The sequence below is a fragment of the Actinomadura sp. NPDC048955 genome (genome assembly GCF_040649435.1).
Taxonomy (GTDB): domain Bacteria; phylum Actinomycetota; class Actinomycetes; order Streptosporangiales; family Streptosporangiaceae; genus Spirillospora; species Spirillospora luteofluorescens.
This window is the reverse complement of record NZ_JBEZJI010000009.1, coordinates 79,113-95,495: the sequence shown is the minus strand read 5'-3', so window position 1 is coordinate 95,495 and position 16,383 is coordinate 79,113. Positions and strand designations below refer to the sequence as shown.

Annotated in this window: 14 protein-coding genes and 1 pseudogene; 3 read left to right on the top strand and 12 right to left on the bottom strand. The window is 70.2% G+C overall.

All coding sequences use genetic code 11. The features are described 5' to 3' along the window. Positions 1–375: 375 nt before the first annotated feature. Positions 376–1,239 (bottom strand): LysR family transcriptional regulator, encoded by an 864-nt coding sequence (locus AB0C84_RS12205; protein WP_361064525.1) that lies wholly within the window; start codon positions 1,237–1,239, stop codon positions 376–378. 121 nt (positions 1,240–1,360) lie between these two features. On the opposite strand from AB0C84_RS12205, the gene AB0C84_RS12200 reads away from it, so the two are divergent. After that, positions 1,361–1,651 (top strand): hypothetical protein, encoded by a 291-nt coding sequence (locus AB0C84_RS12200; protein WP_361064522.1) that lies wholly within the window; start codon positions 1,361–1,363, stop codon positions 1,649–1,651. Between the two features lie 106 nt (positions 1,652–1,757). On the opposite strand, the pseudogene AB0C84_RS12195 reads toward AB0C84_RS12200, so the two are convergent. The 4 genes and pseudogenes from AB0C84_RS12195 to AB0C84_RS12180 form a co-directional block, all read right to left on the bottom strand. Then, positions 1,758–1,865: pseudogene (locus AB0C84_RS12195) on the bottom strand (IS5/IS1182 family transposase); the annotation flags it as partial. Between the two features lie 173 nt (positions 1,866–2,038). Further along, positions 2,039–2,476 (bottom strand): nuclear transport factor 2 family protein, encoded by a 438-nt coding sequence (locus AB0C84_RS12190; RefSeq protein ID WP_361064519.1) that lies wholly within the window; start codon positions 2,474–2,476, stop codon positions 2,039–2,041. An 852-nt stretch (positions 2,477–3,328) separates the two neighbouring features. Continuing rightward, positions 3,329–5,527, bottom strand: coding sequence for an MMPL family transporter (locus AB0C84_RS12185; protein WP_361064516.1), 2,199 nt, complete (start codon positions 5,525–5,527; stop codon positions 3,329–3,331). A 32-nt stretch (positions 5,528–5,559) separates the two neighbouring features. Next, positions 5,560–6,186 carry a TetR/AcrR family transcriptional regulator gene (locus AB0C84_RS12180; RefSeq protein WP_361064514.1) on the bottom strand — a complete coding sequence of 209 codons (627 nt, stop codon included), beginning with the start codon at positions 6,184–6,186 and terminating at the stop codon, positions 5,560–5,562. Between the two features lie 59 nt (positions 6,187–6,245). On the opposite strand from AB0C84_RS12180, the gene AB0C84_RS12175 reads away from it, so the two are divergent. Next, positions 6,246–7,010, top strand: a complete 765-nt coding sequence (locus AB0C84_RS12175; RefSeq protein WP_361064511.1) for a DUF4097 family beta strand repeat-containing protein — start codon at positions 6,246–6,248, stop codon at positions 7,008–7,010. A gap of 643 nt (positions 7,011–7,653) precedes the next feature. Here AB0C84_RS12175 and AB0C84_RS12170 read toward each other — a convergent pair. Continuing rightward, the gene (locus tag AB0C84_RS12170; protein ID WP_361064508.1) at positions 7,654–7,902 is read right to left on the bottom strand and encodes a hypothetical protein; all 249 of its coding nucleotides are present in this window, start codon (positions 7,900–7,902) and stop codon (positions 7,654–7,656) included. A 126-nt stretch (positions 7,903–8,028) separates the two neighbouring features. Between AB0C84_RS12170 and AB0C84_RS12165 the strand changes: the two genes are divergently transcribed. After that, positions 8,029–8,676 carry a TetR/AcrR family transcriptional regulator gene (locus AB0C84_RS12165; RefSeq protein ID WP_361064505.1) on the top strand — a complete coding sequence of 216 codons (648 nt, stop codon included), beginning with the start codon at positions 8,029–8,031 and terminating at the stop codon, positions 8,674–8,676. Positions 8,677–8,696: 20 nt separating this feature from the next. Here AB0C84_RS12165 and AB0C84_RS12160 read toward each other — a convergent pair whose 3' ends face one another. From AB0C84_RS12160 to AB0C84_RS12135, 6 genes are all read right to left on the bottom strand, one after another. Next, positions 8,697–9,341: an SLC13 family permease gene (locus AB0C84_RS12160; RefSeq protein ID WP_361064502.1), complete on the bottom strand. Its 645-nt coding sequence runs from the start codon at positions 9,339–9,341 to the stop codon at positions 8,697–8,699. Positions 9,342–9,353: 12 nt separating this feature from the next. Continuing rightward, positions 9,354–10,565, bottom strand: coding sequence for a cation:proton antiporter (locus AB0C84_RS12155; RefSeq protein WP_361064499.1), 1,212 nt, complete (start codon positions 10,563–10,565; stop codon positions 9,354–9,356). Between the two features lie 348 nt (positions 10,566–10,913). Then, complete coding sequence (locus tag AB0C84_RS12150) at positions 10,914–12,311, bottom strand: aldehyde dehydrogenase family protein (protein WP_361064759.1); 1,398 nt, start codon at positions 12,309–12,311, stop codon at positions 10,914–10,916. Continuing rightward, positions 12,308–13,165, bottom strand: coding sequence for an arginase family protein (locus tag AB0C84_RS12145; RefSeq protein ID WP_361064496.1), 858 nt, complete (start codon positions 13,163–13,165; stop codon positions 12,308–12,310). The genes AB0C84_RS12150 and AB0C84_RS12145 overlap by 4 nt, the downstream gene beginning before the upstream one ends. Beyond that, positions 13,146–14,603 (bottom strand): hypothetical protein, encoded by a 1,458-nt coding sequence (locus AB0C84_RS12140; RefSeq protein ID WP_361064494.1) that lies wholly within the window; start codon positions 14,601–14,603, stop codon positions 13,146–13,148. The genes AB0C84_RS12145 and AB0C84_RS12140 overlap by 20 nt, the downstream gene beginning before the upstream one ends. Beyond that, positions 14,603–16,315 (bottom strand): thiamine pyrophosphate-binding protein, encoded by a 1,713-nt coding sequence (locus AB0C84_RS12135; protein ID WP_361064491.1) that lies wholly within the window; start codon positions 16,313–16,315, stop codon positions 14,603–14,605. The genes AB0C84_RS12140 and AB0C84_RS12135 overlap by 1 nt, the downstream gene beginning before the upstream one ends. Positions 16,316–16,383: the final 68 nt, after the last annotated feature.

Sequence of the window (16,383 nt, the reverse complement as noted above, 5' to 3'; positions counted from 1 at the left end):
CCTTGCGAGTAGTTGCAGGTATGAGCAGGGCTCCGGGCTCGGTAAAGCCACGGTCATGGTCTGCCGCGTACGAGGCCTCGGGCCGATCGGCGCTGCCAGAGACCGAGTGACCCTCGATGTCGTGAAACCACTTTCCCCGCATGATCGAGCTCAGGTCAGCACGATCAGTGAGTCCTCGAGCTGGCGGCGGCATCCCGCGTACAAACTCTCTGTATGTCATCGGCCACTTTCTGCGGCGGCGCAGGCGGTCACGTGGCGGAGATCTCGGCCTGTACGCACCGAGCCCGGTTTCCGTGCCGCCCGGTACCGCCACGTGCCGATTCCTTTCGAACCCGCCGAGCAGTCAGCGCGGAGCAGGCCGCGACCGCGGAGCGATCAGGTTAGGGTGCGAGCGGGCTCTGCAGCCAGGCGCCGAGCCCAGGGTGTGCCTGCGGCCGCGCCCAGCACGAGCCGTTCGTGAGGCGGTTCCGGTCCGACCGGGCGCCAGACGAGGTCCGGATCATCGGCCGAGCTGCTCCGGGTCCGGAGAGCGACCAGGGCGTTCTCGGCGATGAGCCGGTGGCGGAACAGCGTATGGCTGCCGTGATCGTCGGGAACCGTGTCCGGGGTCCAGCCGTGTTCGTGCAGCCGCGTGAGAACGGCGGCCGCGTACCCGGGGGCGCGTTTCGACGGGAACCACAGCAAACGCTGGCCGTACAGGTCGGGCCAGGTCAGTCTCGGCCTGTCGGCGAGGGGGTGGCGGCTGTGCAGGACGATGCCCAGCGGCTCGTCGCCGACCGTTCGCAGCCGGAGCCCCGAGGTGTCCGCGGGCATGCGCAGGATTCCGAAGGCCAGGGAACCCGCGAGGAGCAGGTCGCGTTGCAGGTGGGAGTCGACCCGCTGGTAGGCGGGTCGCAGCCGCCGGTCGGGCGAGATGGCGTGCTCCGCTGCGGCCAGCACGGACTGCGGCACGCCCCGGCACACGCCGACGGTCACCACCGGGGCCTCGGCGCGTGCTGCCGAGATTGACGAACTCAGCTCGCCCAGCGCCCGGTTGACGCCGTCCAGCAAAAGCCGTCCTGCCTCGGTCAGTTCCATCCCCTGGGGCAGGCGCCGGAAGAGTTGCGTGCCGATGCGTCGCTCCAGCCTCCGGATCTGCTGGCTGAGGCTGGGCTGAGCGATGCGCAGACGCCGGGCCGCCTCGGTGACGGTGCCTGCCTCGGCGACAACGACGAAGTAGCGCAGGTGCCGCAGCTCCAAGCCGGAAAGGTCGTCCGCACCCGGTTCACCCACTCTGATCAGTGCCCATAGGTTCCAGCCTATAGAGGGGGCGGCGAATCAGTCCTGGCTCTGCCGGAGCCGCCTGCCGTTGACTTGAGGCATGTACGTGATCGTGCTCAAGTACCACGCACCTCTGGCCGTCATCGACGCGCTCAAGGACGCCCACTACACCAACCCCGCTGGTCTGTTCGCCCTGGGGATGGTGCGTTTCGCGGGCCCGCTGGAGCCCCGCACCGGCGGTTTGATCATCGCGGACGGCGAACCGTCGGCGATCGAGGCGGCCGTCGCGTCCGATCCGTTCATCACCCAGGGCGCCGCCACCGCCGACATCCTCCGGTTCGAACCCACCTGGACGCCGGGAGAGGCCGCTGAGGCGCCAGGCGTCCCGTGACGAACGCGGGCGCGGGGTTCCCGTCGGCGAGGTTCCGGTAGCCGACGGGGGCTGCCGCATCCCGATCGTGCTGGGGCCTGCGTTCAGACCCGCGTCTGCGGAACCGCCGGCGCGGGTGGTCGTGGCCGTATCCCATGCCGGCGTGCAGCGTTGCTGGTGGTCGTCGGTGCGGGCCGCGCCGGGCGCGGATGTGCGGGGTGCCGCGCACGAGCGGCTTCAGGCCGCGGCCCACTTCAGTGCGGAACCGCCCAGGCCATGATGTCGGGCAGCAGGCCACCGCGACGCAGCCAGCGGGGTCGGTCGTCGTCTCGACCTGGCCGCGGGCCACGGCCTCGCGGACGGGCCGCCCGCCGTGGGACACCCAGATGATCGCTTCCCCGCGGCGTCTTACGGGGAGGTCAGGGTGGCCATTACGCGGTCCGGTTCCCAATGGGCGCGGAACGAGGTGATCAGGCCGTCGTCATCGACGGTGTAGACGGTCAGGCAGTCGATCGTCGTGGTGGTCCCGCCGTCCAGCGTCGCGGTGATGGTGACGACGTTGGCGCAGGCGGGGCCGTTGGCGAACGAGTCGCTCACCCGGAAGTGGAACTTGCGCACCCGGGCGATGTTCTCGTCCCAGAACCGCTCGATCCCATCCGGCCCCCGGTGCCCCTTGCCCTCGGGATCGAGCATCGAGGGGCCGACGGGGTCCTCGATGACGGCGTCTGGGCCGAACAGCGCGAGCCACTCCTGCTTGCGCCCGCCCGCGGCCGCGGCCATCGCCGCGCGTACCGCCCGGCGCGCGGGGTGTTCGCTGTCCGGCGCGTCCCAAATGACTGTGCCCATGGAAGAAACTGTAACGTGTTCTCATTTCTGGTCCAACGGTCTCCACCGACCCTTCAGGCAGGTACGCGGCCGCGCCGAGTCTTCCCCTGAGCGTTCCACGGTGTCCGAACCATCTGGCCGCCATTTGCGGCACTGTGCCCCCACGCCGCCCACCCGGCCCAGAGCGGCAGCAATGCCGCGGCGGCGCCCTCGCGGGGACGTTCGGAAGGACCGGGCGGCTTTAGGGCTCCAGCCGATGCGCCCAGAAATCAAGGAGTCCAGCGACCATGACCTGATCGCAAGCTCGTCGTCGCCTGCCGGTGTGAGTCCGGTCCAGGTGACTGCCAGGGAGCCCGGTAGCAGGCTGGCGACTCAGTCTGGGAACGGGGTGGGGTGAAGCCCTGCGTCGGAAAGCGGGTGTGTCAACCTAACGGCCCGGTCTTGGTGGGGTGAGTAGTCAGTGGCTGGTGAGCCGGACCTCGGAGGCGAACTGGAAGGCGTTCAGGGGTGTCTTCCAGCGCCTGGTCCAGCGTTGCTGCCCTTGCCGGTGGGGTCCAGGCTCCCAGCGTCATGTAGACGCACTTGAGGGCTGCGGCCTCGTTGGGAAGTGTCGACGGACCCGAGGATGTGCTCGCGCTCACACCCGGGCCGGATGCGGATGAGCGGGCTGCCACGCACGAGTGATTTCAGGCCGAGACCCGCCTCAGTCGGAACCGCCTGGGGCATGTTGTCGGGCGGTAGGTCGCCGCGACGCAGCCAGCGGGTCGTCACCCGCTGCCCTCACCCGCGAGGCCACACCCACCTGGCGCGGGACCTGACCTGGAACTCGGGCCAGAGACGGCAAGGTGCGGACGGGGGTGAACTGAACAGGTGTCACTTGGAGGGAGCTGCCGGTTCTGTGGCGAGTTCGGAGTCTTGAGTGTGTGGGGTAGGAGGCCGTTGAAGCTCGGTGCCTTCGATGTCGAGGTCGGGCAGGAGGCGGTTCAGCCATTTGGGCAGCCACCAGGCGGCGTGGCCGGTGAGGGCGAGGATGGCGGGGACGAGGGTCATCCGGACCAGGAAGGCGTCGGTCAGGATGCCGGCGGCCAGGCCCAGGGCGATGGGTTTGAGGGTGAGGTCGTCGGTGGTGACGAACCCGGCGAAGACGGCGAACATGATGAGCGCGGCGGCGGTGATGACACGGGTGGCGTGCTTGGATCCGGCCAGCACGGCCTCGCGCGGACGGCCGGTGTGGACGTACTCCTCGCGAATTCGCGAGACCAGGAAGACCTGGTAGTCCATGGCCAGGCCGAACAGCACGGCGATCACCACGATCGGCATGAAGCTGAAGACCGGTCCGGTGGTGGCGACGCCGAACTTCTCGGCGAGCCAGCCCCATTGGAAGACCGCGACGACCGACCCGAACGCGGCACCAGCCGACAGCAGGAACCCGGCCGCAGCCTTGACCGGGACGAGGAGCGAGCGGAAGACCAGCAGCAACAGCAGCAGTGAGAGCCCGACCACGACGGCGGTGAAGGGCGCCAGCGAGTCGCGCAGCCGGTCGGAGACGTCGATGGCGGCGGGGGTGGAGCCGGTGACCAGGACCTCCGCCCCCGCCACGGTGCCGAGTGCGGGCGTGCGGGCGCGGATGTCGCGGACGAGCCGCTGGGTGGCCTGGGTGCGCGGGCCTTGGGCGGGGACGAGGTTGAGGACCGCAGTGCGCCCATCGGTGCCGGGCTCGGCATCGCTGACCGAGATCACGCCGGGCAGGTCGAGCTCTTCGGCGATCTGGGCGGCGGCCCGTACCGGGTCGCCGCCGCGGCGGGTGTGGACCAGGACCAGCAGCCGGCCGTTGTTGCCGGGGCCGAAGGCGGTGGAGATCAGGTCGTAGGCCTTGCGCTGGGTGGAGGCGGGGTCGGCGGTGCCGTTGTCGGGCATCGCCAGCTCCAGCTTGAGCGCCGGGAGCGCCATCGCCCCCAGGACCAGAAGCACGGCCGGGATGGTGAGCAGCGGACGGCGGGTGACCAGGCGGGCCCAGCGCAGCCCGCCCGCCCCGGCGCGTTCGGACCGGGCGGCGCGTGATCCGGGGCGCGGGCGCAGGCGGTCGCCTGCCAGGCCGAGCAGGGCGGGCAGCAGGGTGATGGCGGCTGCCACCGCCATCAGTACGGTCAGCGCGGCGGCCAGGCCCATGACGGTCAGGAACGGGATGCCGACCACGCTCAGCCCGGCCAGCGCGATGATCACCGTCAGGCCGGCGAAGACGACGGCGCCGCCCGCGGTGGCCACGGCACGCGCCGCCGATTCTTCGGCGGCCATCCCGTCGGCGAGTTGGGCGCGGTGCCGGGAGCCGATGAACAGCGCGTAGTCGATGCCGACGGCCAGGCCGACCATCAGCGCCAGGCTGGGGGCGGTGTCGGAGATGGTGGCGAGATTGGAGGCCAGCATCAGCCCCAGCAGCCCGATCACCAGCCCGGTGATCGCGGTGACCAGGGTCAGCCCGGCGGCCAGCAACGACCCGAAGGTGACCACCAGCACGATCACGGCGACCGCGACGCCGATGACCTCGCCGATGCCCGCGTGCATGCCCGCGGTGCTGTAGACCGACCCGCCGACCTCGGCGCGCATACCGTTCGCGCGGGCCGCGGCGGCGATGTCCTCCAGCGCGGTGACGCTGGCGTCATCCAGGACGTCCCGCTTGATCGGGTACAGCACCTGGGCGAGCGCGGTGCGGCGGTCGGCCGAGATGGTCCCGGTCTCGAACGGGTCGGTGGCCTCGGCGACCTGCGGCGCCGTACCCGCCTGCCGGACCGCGTTGCCGATGCGGGCCCGGTGGGCCGGGTCGTCGACGGTGGTGCCGGGCGGGACGGCGAACACCATCTGCGCGGTGACGCCGGTCGCCTCGGGCAGGGAACGTTCCAGCAGGTCGATGCCCTGTTGGGATTGCGAGCCGGGGATGGTGGCCTCGCTGTCCAGATGCGAGCCGAACGCGGCGAAACCGCCCCCGGCCAGCACCAGCAGGACCAGCCAGCCTGCCAGAAACCGCAGGCGGTGGCGAAACGCGGTCCGCCCGAGCCGGTAGAGCAGGGTCGCCAACGAAGGTCCTCTCAGAGATGTGCACCAGTGCGTCAGGTGCGGCTGGTCGGGAGAAGCAGCGCGGTCAGCACGGCGTTGAACGCCTGCTCGATGACATCGGCGGTGACGGCCTCGGGGTCGGCGAGGTGCTCGTTGACCAGACCGTTGGTGAGGCAGTGCAGGATCAGCCCGGCCAGCTCCGGCGGGACGGCCGGGCCGGTGCCGGTGCGATCGGACACCTCGGCGACGGCCCGGGCGGCGGTGTCGCGCTGCGCGCGGCGCATCGGGGCCAGCACGGCCCGGGTCTTCTCGTCGCGGGCGGCGCGGGCGGCGAACTCCAGACCGAGCTGGCCGTGCCCGGTGTCGGTGACGATTCGGGCGGTGATCAGTGCGGCGACCCGCTCGATCAACGCGCCCGTCTCGCCGCCGCCGTCGATCTCGGCGGTCACCGTGGCCCGCTCGTCCTCGGCGCCCTGGCTGAGGACGGCGCCGAACAGTTCCTGCTTTCCGCCGAAGTTGGAGTAGACGGCGCCCTTGGTGAAGCCGGCGGCGTGGGCGATGTCCTCGATCCGGGCGTCGTCGTAGCCGCGTTCGGTGAACACTCGCACCGCTTCGGCCAGCAGCCGCCGCCGGACCTCCTCGCGTGGGACCCGCCTCGCGGGCCCTCGGTTGTCGGTCATGGCCGGACCGTAGCATACTTTAGGTATTCAATACTTTTGGTATCGACTGTGGAGATCCCTTGACCACCTCATTCCGTCGCGTCCTCCCACCGGCCGCGGGAGCGCTGCTCCTGCTCGCGGCCCTCACCGGCTGCGGCGCCTCGGCCGACGACGCCCGACCGGAAAGGCGCTCCTTCGGCCCGGTCGGCGACCGCCTCACGATCGTCAAGGACTCGGGCGACCTGGACATCCGGCCCGCCGACGTGGACGAGGTCCAGATCACCCGCCGGTTCGACCGATGGGCGCTCATCGGCGGCGTCCCGACCGCGACCTGGAAGTTCACCGGCGACCGGCTCACCCTGGCCACCGACTGCGGCACCCTGATCGGCGGCTGCGCGGTGCGCTACAAGGCCCTCGTCCCCCGCGGCCTCGCCCTGAACATCGAGGGCGACAACGGAACGATCTCGGCCACCGGCCTCAGCACCGCGCTCGGCGTCCGCACCACCAACGGCGCGATCGCGGTCACCGCCGCCACCGGCCCGCTCGTCCTGCGCACCGAAAGCGGCGAAGTGCGCTCCTCCTCCGCCCGATCAGAGCACGTCTCCGCCTTCTCACAGAACGGAAACGTCACCCTTTCCTTCGCCGCCGCGCCACGGCAGGTGGCGGTGAAGACCGAGAACGGCGAGGTGGACATCACGGTCCCGCGCACCTCCTACAAGGTCACGACCTCCACAGACAGCGGCGACGTCCACACCGCCCTCCCCAACGACGCCGTCGCTCCACGCTCGATCACCGCCCGCACCGACAGCGGAGCGATCACTCTGAAAACGACAGCAACCCGTTGACCCTCGTCCTGGACACCGTGCGTGGGGGACGGGGTCCGGCTCTGTTGAACCATTCGTCAACGGGGCCAGCGTCGCAGGTCGTTCGACACCCGGGCGTTGGGGACCATCGCGGTGACGGTCAGTACGCCCAAGCCCGCGACGATAACCGTCCGATGTGATCACAATCCGGGCGTCTTCGATGAGTGGCGGGGAGAAATGGCTGCCTGCTCCGGTATGGCGCATGGGTGCTGAGAGGTACCGATCTGGGCACGACCGCAGGGGAGCGCTGTGTTCGTGAAGGCTGGCCGGCACCTGGTCGGTGCCATAGTCGCCTGCGCGGCGTTCGTCGTGCAGGATGTCGTCATCTACGCCGGTCTGCTCGCGTGCGCAGTCGTTGCTGATGCGGACACCGGCGGCCCACTGGCGGGGCCTTTGCTGGTGCTCTTCGCCGGCCTGGTAGGCGCACTCCTGATGCCGCTGCTGTTCTTGCCGGCCAGCGTCATCGGAGAGGCCGCCGCGAAGAGCGGGCGTCTGCTCACCAAGTGGCTCGTCACCTCGGCCATCGCCGGAGTGTTGGCTATGGGCTATGTGTTTCTTGCCGCCGTGGCCACCGGCGTTGGCATCGCGCACTCCCTGCTGGCAAGCATCCAGGCTTTGCGCTCGATCACCACGGCTGGGGCTCCGCGGACGCTCCATCGACGACAGCCATCGGGATCGCCAGCCCGATCAGCGCGCGCCGCAGGCCCACGCCTTTGGAGGACGCGATCGAGTCGACCATGTTCTGGGCGCTGACCTTGCCCATCCGCTCGTAGCCGAGCAGCTGCCCGGTGGTCAGGTCGTGGAAGTCGCTGCGGCGCTTGAGCACGCAGTCCTCGGCGAGCTTCTCGATCCAGACGTCGCCGACGCCCTCCATGTCGGCTGGCCAACGCTCTCACGCGAGACTGCGTTACGGATGCCACAACGTCGACTTTGCCCTCTCGTGCCGGGCTCTTGCCCGGGCTCAGGCTCTGCCTCACCGAACAATGCGTAGCGTGAAACCGTGTCGGATGAGATCACGCGCTCACAAATCCTTGAGGTCGCCACCCGCCTGTTCGGGCAACTCGGCTATGACGGGACCTCATTGCAGCTGATCAGTGACGCCCTCGGCGTCGGCACCGCAGTTGTCGCCGAGGTGGCTGGAGACAAACGCGCTCTCTACCAGGAGGTCATGCGGCGGGCATTCGAGGCGGAACGGGAAATGCTGGAAGCAGCCGTGTCCCGGTCGGACTCCGCGCGGTCAGCGGTGCACGAGGTCGTCGACGCCTATCTCGATTTTCACGTGGCGAACCCGGAGAACCGCGCGCTGTGGGCACATCGTTGGGTGGCCGACGCCGCCGACTTCTCCACCATGGAGGATCAGTACGCCCGGCCGCTGATGCAACTCGCCGCCCGCAGCATAAAAGACGCGGTTCCCCCGGACGTCAACACCTACTACCTTCTCGGCACCATGGTCTGGTGCGTGCACGGCTTCCTGGGCTCGGGAATCCTCAACCGATATCAGGGGATGAAGGACGCGGCTCAGCCAGAGGTCGTCGAGTCATTCCGCGCGCACCTTCACGTACTTATGGACCGGTTGCTCGCCCCGTGGCACCCGGCCCCCGACGACCCGGGTCCACCGACCAGGCTGTCCGCCCCTCCTTCGGAGTAGCCGACCGGGTCGGCGCGCACTCACCGGCTCATCGGGCTGGAGCGTTCGCAGCGCATCCTCATGGCCCCGAACGGGTCGATCGATCTGGTCCAAGCGCGCCGAACATGGACGACCCACGACACCGGCGGGCTACGTGGGTGATCGTGGCCGAACGTCGCCACTGCCACGTCGGACCGTCCGCCCCCGGGAAGGCCCGCCGGGAGGCCAGGGGCCTGGGCCGGGCGATCCTCCTGCTGCAGCAGAACCTCACCGGCAGCGAGCGCGTGCTGAGTGGCGAGTCGTTTGCAGACCAGGAAGGTGACCGGGGCGATCAGCAGCACCGTGGTGACGTTGTCCAGCAGTGCCGAGGTGAGCGCGGTGATCACGGTGAGCATCACCATCAGCCGGTAGGGCTTTCCGCGGGCGCGTTTGGCGGCCCAGATCGCCACGAACTCGAACACCCCGGTCTGCCGCAGCACCGAGGCGATCACCATCATGCCCAGCAGCAGGAAGATGACGTTCCAGTCGACGCCCGACTCGGTGGAGAAGAACGCCGTCTCCGCATCGGTGATGTGGAACAGCAGCATCAGCCCCGCGCCGCCGAGGGCGACGGCGGTGCGGTGGATCTTCTCAGATGCGATCAGGACGTAGGCGACGACGAAAACGACGATGACGACGGCTGCCAAGAAGGCTCCTGGTCATTGCGGGCGGTCACGGGAATGATCTTCGGATCGCGCTGATGGGGAGGTTCGTCCTGCGCCTTGCCGGCGGCTCCCGGACGCCGGATGCGGGTGCGGGTGCGGGTGCGCTCGAACCAGGCCGGTACTTCGCGTTCGTCGTCGAAGCCGCGGGCGACGACGATGTCGGTGGAGGAGTGCGCGAGGATCGACAGGGTGATGGTGACGCCGACGAGGTGGAAGATCTTCTCGCCCGCCAGGATGCCCGACTCCAGGACCAGCAGCCCGTAGACGACCGAGGCGAAGCCCTTCGGGCCCGAACCACATCACCGCGGCCTGCTCCCGCGCGGTCAGCCCGGACCGCAGGAATGACACCCAGATCGCCAACGGGCGGGCGACCACGAGCGCGAGGACGGCGAAGGCCCAGCTGGTCCAGCCGACGTCGCCGAGGAACGCTGGCGACAGCAGCGCGCCGAACACCAGCAGGGCGGCGAGTTTGAGCAGTTCGGCGACCAGTTCACCGAACTGCTCGAACGCCTTCCAGTGCCGGTGCCCGACGGTCGCGACGGTGACCCCGGCGGCGAACGCCGCCAGGAACAGGTTGCCGTGCGTGGCCTGTGCGGCGGCGAGTACCAGCAGTCCGATCGCGACGGCGTTCAGCGGCTCGTACTTGGGCGAGATCGCGAGCCACCGGGTGCGCACCAGCATGATCGCGGCCCAGGGGATCGCGACGCCGATGGCCAGACCGCCGGCCAGTTCGGCGCCCAGTTCGCCCAGGTGCAGGTTCTCCTCGCCCTGGGCGATCGCCAGGAACAGCACCACGAACGGCAGGACGAGCCCGTCGTTGACGCCCGACTCGACGTTCAGCAGGTGACGCAGCCGGGGCGGCACCTTGTCGTTGCCGACGAGTGCGGCGGCGAACAGGGGGTCGGTGGGGGTGAGGATGGCCGCGATCAGCAGCGACTGCACCCAGCCGAGGCCGACGACGTAGTGCGCGAGCACGGCGGTGACCAGCAGGGTCAGCGGCAGGCCCCAGCCCAGCGCGCGTCCGGGCAGCCGCCAAGCGCTGCGCAGGTCCTGCCAGCCCGCGTGCATGCCGTCGGTGAACAGGACCGCGAACAGCGCCAGCTCCGCCAGCTCGGACACCAGCGTGTCCCCGAGCCGCAGAGTGATCACTCCCGCGACGCCGTCACCGAGGAGCGCGCACCTCCTCCAGCGAGACCGTGCGGGCATTCCTGCCCGAATCCGTGTGATCAAGGCGTTCAACCACACGGGCTACCACGACCTCGAGAACGGAGCCCGTCCAGCCGCGACGCCTGGTCGCAAAGCTCTCGCCATCGCGGGCGGCGATCCCGCCGACGTCAACGCCGTCGCCCACCTCGTCGACGCCTTCGGCTTCGCGCCCGGTCCTGTCGGCCCCGCACCCCAGCGAGGCCGCGCTGCCGACCTACCGCCGCAAGATCCCGGCGGTCGTGCAGGCCGCCGACGGCCCCGTTCAGGTAGGGGTGGAGGTGGGCGGTTCGAGCATGCGAGGAGGGCAAAGCTGGTTGGCGCCGCACGAGGCCAGGGGTGGGGGAGTGGTCACCGGGTGCTCAGCATGACGCTCTTGGTCTCGGTGTAGAGGTCGATGGCCGCCGCCCCCATCTCGCGTCCCCAGCCGGAGGACTTGAAGCCGCCCCAGGGGGCCGCGGCGTCGGGCGGATTGGGCATGTTGATCCACACCGTGCCGGCGTCCAGCGCCGCAGTCGTCCGGTGGGCCCGGCCGACGTCGCGGGTCCACACCGAGGCGGACAGGCCGTAGCGGGAGTCGTTCGCGCGAGCGGTGACCTCGTCGGCGTCGTCGAATGGTAGGACGGCCACGACCGGTCCGAATACTTCTTCACGCGCGATCCGCATGGTGTCGGTGACGTCGGTGAAGACCGCAGGGGTCAGGAAATGGCCGTCGGAGAGATGGTCAGGGCGCTGCCCACCGGCCACCAGGGTCGCCCCGTCCTCGAGGCCGCTGCGGACATACCCCTCGACCCGGGCGAGGTGGTCCGCGGACACCAGAGGCCCGAGGTCGGTCTCGGGCGACATGCCGTCGCCCAGCCGCATGGCCGAGACGGCCGCAGCCAGGCCATCGGCGAACTCGTCGACGATCCTGCGCTGGACGTAGATGCGGGAATATGCCGCGCAGACCTGGCCGGAGTTCAAGAAGGCGCCCTGCACGATTCCGGCCACGGCATCGGTCACCGGCGTGTCGTCGAAGACGATTACCGGTGTCTTGCCGCCCAGCTCGAGCGAGACGCGCTTGAAGTGGTCGGCGCTCGCGCGGACGATCTCGCGGCCGACGTCGGTCGAGCCGGTGAACGAGATCTTGGCGATGCCGGGGTGACTCACCATCGCCTTGCCCACCTCCGGGCCTCCGGAGACGACGGTGACGACGCCGTTCGGTACGCCGGCCTCGGCCATCAGGCCCACCAGCCGCATCGTGGTGAGCGGGGTCTGCTCCGCCGCCTTGATGACGCAGGTGTTGCCACAGGCCAGTGCCGGTGCCAGTTTCCACGCCGCGATCATCAGCGGGAAGTTCCACGGGGTGATGAGGCCGCAGACTCCGACCGGTTCGCGCGTCGTGTAGTTGAGCACGCCGGGAATGGAAACCGGATTGGTCTCGCCGGTGATCTTGGTAACCCAACCCGCGAAGTAGCGGAAGTGCTCGGCGGTCGCGGCGACGGAGACATGTCGAGCGATGCCGAGGGGCTGTCCCTGGTCACGGGTCTCGAGCTCGGCGAGCTCGTCGGCGTGGGTCTCGATGAGCTCGGCGATCCGCCAGAGCACCCGGGCCCGAGCGGCGGGTGTCATGGTGCGCCATCCGCTGCCGCGCTCCAGCGCCCCGGTCGCGGCGTCCACCGCGTTGTCCAGGTCGTTCGCGGAGGTGAGGGCCACGTCTGCTAGGTGCTCGCCGGTGGCGGGGTTGAAGGTCGCGAACGTGGAGTTCATGCCACACCGCCCGGGGCGTCGGCGCCGAGGAGGGTGGAGACGCAATCGGCTTCGAACCCGGTCACCCGACTCCGCCACCCGGGGTCGTCCGGGCTGTGCAGCGCGGTCATCTCGATCCCGATGACGTCCGAGGTGGCGGAGATTGCCCGGAGCACCGTGAGGACCTGCTCGTAGTCGAAGCCCCGGTCGCGGCCGTACCAGACGGGGTTGACGCTCACGTCGAGCACGTCCGGGTCGATGTGCACGTAGACGGGAGCACCGCCGATCGCGGCCACGACCCGTTCGGCCGTGTCCTCGGCGACCGGGACCATGGTGAGCGCGCTCGCCTCCGCTTGGCGCTGGCCCGCGATGTCGAAGTCGTCGTCGAGCGAGCGAGCACCGACGAGGATGGCCTGCTCGAGCGGGAACTCCCCGTGCCCGGTGTCCCACACGCCGCAGGCACCGGAGAGGCTCATACAGCCCAGGAAGCCGCCGTTGGTGGTGACCGGCGTGTCGAAGTCGGAGTGGGAGTCGAACCACACGACCTTGGCCTCGGGGCGGGCCGCATGAACGGCGGGGAAGGTGCCTATCGCGATGGAGCAGTCGGTCGACAGGACGACCGAGCGCCGGCCGCTGGTCAGCGCGGTCCGGACGTGGTCGGCCGCCTGTTCGAAGACGGCTGCGGAGTCGCGCAGGTCGTCCTCCCAGTTGGTCTTGCGGTACGGGCCGTCGCGGCCCTCCACACGTTCGGCGACGATCCCGCGCTCCGCGAGCGCGTCGCTCAGCAGGTGAACCCCCCGCCGGTCGCGCGGGGTCTCCTCGGAGATGCGGACGGCGAAGGCGCGAGCGCTGATCTCATCCTGCGGCACTGTCATGGTGGTCTCCCGGGGTGATGGAGCGGGTGTCGGGTTCGAGTGGGGGGAGCAGTTCGCGGGAGAAGACGTCCGCGGCCTCCTCGCGACGACGGGCGAGCACCGCGTTCGGTCCGCGGACGAGAACCGTTGCGGGTCGGGGGATCGCGTTGAACTGGGTCGAGGCCGTCTCGCAGTAGGCGCCCTGGTTGAGCACCAGCAGGAGATCCCCCGGCATCACGTCGGGAAGCTCGATGTCCTCGGCGATGGAGTCGTACGAGCACGTGGGGCCGACGACTTCGACCGGGGCCGGACGCGGGGCCGACGACGTGGCCCCGACAACGACGATGCCGTGGCCGGACCGGGTCAGCGACCGAGTCATGAACATGGTGGCCGCGGAGTCGACGGTGACGAAGCGGCGGCTGCTGAACCAGTCGACGTCCTTGACGTCCTGGACCCGCGTGAGCAGGGTGACCGCGTCACCGACGTGGAAGCCGCCGGACTCCAGTTGTACGACGACCTCGGGCCAGCCGCCCTCGTGGAGTCCCGCGGACAGGGCCTGCGCATGCTCGCGCACGTCCGGCAGGTCGCGCAGCTCGACGTCGGTTGCGTTGCCCGGGGTGCTGAGCAGGATACGTCTGCCCGGGCGCAGGCCGCCGCCCAGGTTGATGCGCCGGGTTGTGATACCCCGCGTCGTCTCGAGGTGCGCCGCGAACGCGGCGAGTTCGCGGGCGCATTCCCGGACGTGCATGACCTGGCGCTTCGCATCGAAGTCGGCGCGGTAGCCGGCGAACCCGGCGTGGTGGGAGAGCCCGACGTAGTCGAGCCACTGGTCTGCCGCAATCCGGGAGGCCAGGGCCTCGGCCGCTCCGGTCGGGATGCTCGACCCGAACTTGGCTTCCGCCACCCGCAGCGTGCGCTCGTACGCGGGGTCCTGGGCCAGCAGGCGGCCGTACTGCAACTTGGCGCGCACCACGCATGGCACGACGCGACCGTGGCGTCGCGCGGCTTCGGAGAGCCGCGCGGCCTCAGCGAGGGAGTCGACGTTGACCTGGTGCACGCCGATCCTGGCGACGAGGTCGAGGTATGTCGCCGACTTGCCGTTGCCGTTGACGATGATGTTCGCGGCCGGGACGCCGGCGTCGAGCGCCGCCATCACTTCGAACTCCGAGCTCGCGTCGATGAGGGCACCGCTGCGGCACAGGGTGGTGATGACGGCCCGGTTGTTGTTGGCCTTCATCGAGAAAGCGATCTCGACCTGCTGGTCGATGGTGTCGTACGCCGCACGCAGGGCGCCGTGGTTGTGCTCGAGCTGGCGCTCGGAGACGACCCAGGTCGGTGTGCCGAACTCCGCGGCGATGTCGACCAGCGGGGTCTCCTCAATGTGCGTGACGCCGTTGCCCGACCGGGGAACGGAGGCCGGAAGGAGGCCCAGGGCGGAGTCGTAAGCGAGGCGCGTCATCAGACCCCCAGGTGGCGCATCTTGTCGAAGGGAGGCAGGGCGTCGACCGGGACGACGACGTCGACGAGCGTCGGGCCATCGGTCGAGATTGCGGCAACGAGCGCAGGTCGTAGGTCCTCTGCCGCCTCGACGCGGTACCCGGACACGCCCACGGCCTCGGCCAGCAGGTCGTGACGGACGTCCACGAAGTCCAGGTCGTGGGAGGTGCCCTCGTTGAGGTCGTGCCAGAGCCGCTGGTAGGCGAAGGCCCGGTTGTTCAGCACGATGCAGGTGACGTTGCAGTCGTGGCGCCGGGCCGTCTCGAGCTCGCCCCAGCCGAAGCCGAACCCGCCATCGCCGACCAGGGCGACCACCCGGCGGCCCGGGTGGGCCTTGGCGACCCCGATCGCGCCGGGGAAGCCGAAGCCCAGTGTCCCGGCGGCGCGCCCGTAGACGATCTGGTCGAAGTGCTCGCCCTGGGTGAGATAGCTCAATGCCCAGACGCTGCTGTACGCCGCGTCGCACACGACCAGGTCCTCGGGCTGGAGCTGGGCGCCGAGCTCACGGAACAGCCGGGCCGGGTGGAGGCCGACGTTCACGGACTCCGCGGCCACGGCCTGCTGGCGGGCACGCACCTGGTCCCAGCGTGCCGACACGTCCAGCCAGGGGGCGCGCGGGGTCGTCGGGAGCCGCTCGAGGAACTGGGGCAGCGCCTTCTCGACGAGGTCGCGCACCAGGGTCACGTCCTGCGCGGCGAATCGTGAGCCGACGTCCTCGACGTCGACCCGGACCACCCTGCACGCGGGGCCGGGCAGCCGGCCGAGGTCGGTCGTGGCCCCGTCCATGGCCGAGCCGAGGACCACGACCACGTCGGCGGAACGCAGGGCCTCGTTGGCCACCCAGCCGGACCCGTCCTCGCGGTACGACATGAAGCCGGCGACCCCGGCGTACAGCGGGTGCCGCTCGGGGAAGCAGCCACGACCCATCGCGGTCGTGCAGACCGGGGCCCCGAGCCGCTCGGCGAGCTCGGTGACACCGGCACCGGCACCGGCCTGGCGCGCGCCGTTGCCGACGAGGAGGACGGGCCGCGCAGCTGCTTCGATGAGGGTGACCGCCCGGCCGGCGGTGGACGCCGCGGCCACGGGTGAGGGTGCCGCGGCCGGCTCATCGATCGGGTGTGCCGGATGTGCAGCGGCTCTCATCACGTCGTTGGGAAGCTCGACCAGGACCGGGCCTCGAGGGGCGGTCATGGCGACGTCGATGGCCTGCTGGAGCGTCGGCTCGACGTCCTCCGGCCGGTCGGCTCGTGCCGCGAACTTCACCAACGGTGTGACGATGCCGATCTGGTCGGTCTCCTGGAAGGCGCCCGTCCCGTGGAGGTGCGTCTCCACGCCGCTGACGAGCGCGATGACCGGGCTCTGCGCGGCCTTCGCCTCGAGCAGGGCGATCGGCAGGTTCATCGCGCCGGGCCCGTGGATGCCGGTGGCGACGGTCGGCCGCCCGGTGGCGCGCGCGACGGCGTCCGCCGCGAAGCCGGCGCTGCGTTCGTCGCGCATGACCGTCGCCGTGACCGGGCTGTCCCCGAGGGCCTCGAACAGCCACTCCGGGGAGTCCTGGCCGAACACGTGGGTCACGCCGTTGCGCTCGAGGATCTCGGCCGCGAGGTGCCCGCCGTGACGAGTGGGCGCGGGGGGCGGGGCTGCGGGTTCGGCTGGTCGCGTCTCGGAACTCATGGCCACAGACACTAGCCCAAGCTTCCTCGAAATGGATACATTGACCCCGGATTGGACAACAAGGACTG

Excerpts from the sequence above, each read along its gene's own strand:
- AB0C84_RS12200 (WP_361064522.1), top strand. The coding sequence starts at position 1,361 with ATGTACGTGATCGTGCTCAAGTACCACGCACCTCTGGCCGTCATCGAC.
- AB0C84_RS12190 (WP_361064519.1), bottom strand. The coding sequence starts at position 2,476 with ATGGGCACAGTCATTTGGGACGCGCCGGACAGCGAACACCCCGCGCGC.
- AB0C84_RS12180 (WP_361064514.1), bottom strand. The coding sequence starts at position 6,186 with ATGACCGACAACCGAGGGCCCGCGAGGCGGGTCCCACGCGAGGAGGTC.
- AB0C84_RS12170 (WP_361064508.1), bottom strand. The coding sequence starts at position 7,902 with ATGGAGGGCGTCGGCGACGTCTGGATCGAGAAGCTCGCCGAGGACTGC.
- AB0C84_RS12155 (WP_361064499.1), bottom strand. The coding sequence starts at position 10,565 with ATGCCCGCACGGTCTCGCTGGAGGAGGTGCGCGCTCCTCGGTGACGGC.
- AB0C84_RS12150 (WP_361064759.1), bottom strand. The coding sequence starts at position 12,311 with ATGAACTCCACGTTCGCGACCTTCAACCCCGCCACCGGCGAGCACCTA.
- AB0C84_RS12145 (WP_361064496.1), bottom strand. The coding sequence starts at position 13,165 with ATGACAGTGCCGCAGGATGAGATCAGCGCTCGCGCCTTCGCCGTCCGC.
- AB0C84_RS12140 (WP_361064494.1), bottom strand. The coding sequence starts at position 14,603 with ATGACGCGCCTCGCTTACGACTCCGCCCTGGGCCTCCTTCCGGCCTCC.
- AB0C84_RS12135 (WP_361064491.1), bottom strand. The coding sequence starts at position 16,315 with ATGAGTTCCGAGACGCGACCAGCCGAACCCGCAGCCCCGCCCCCCGCG.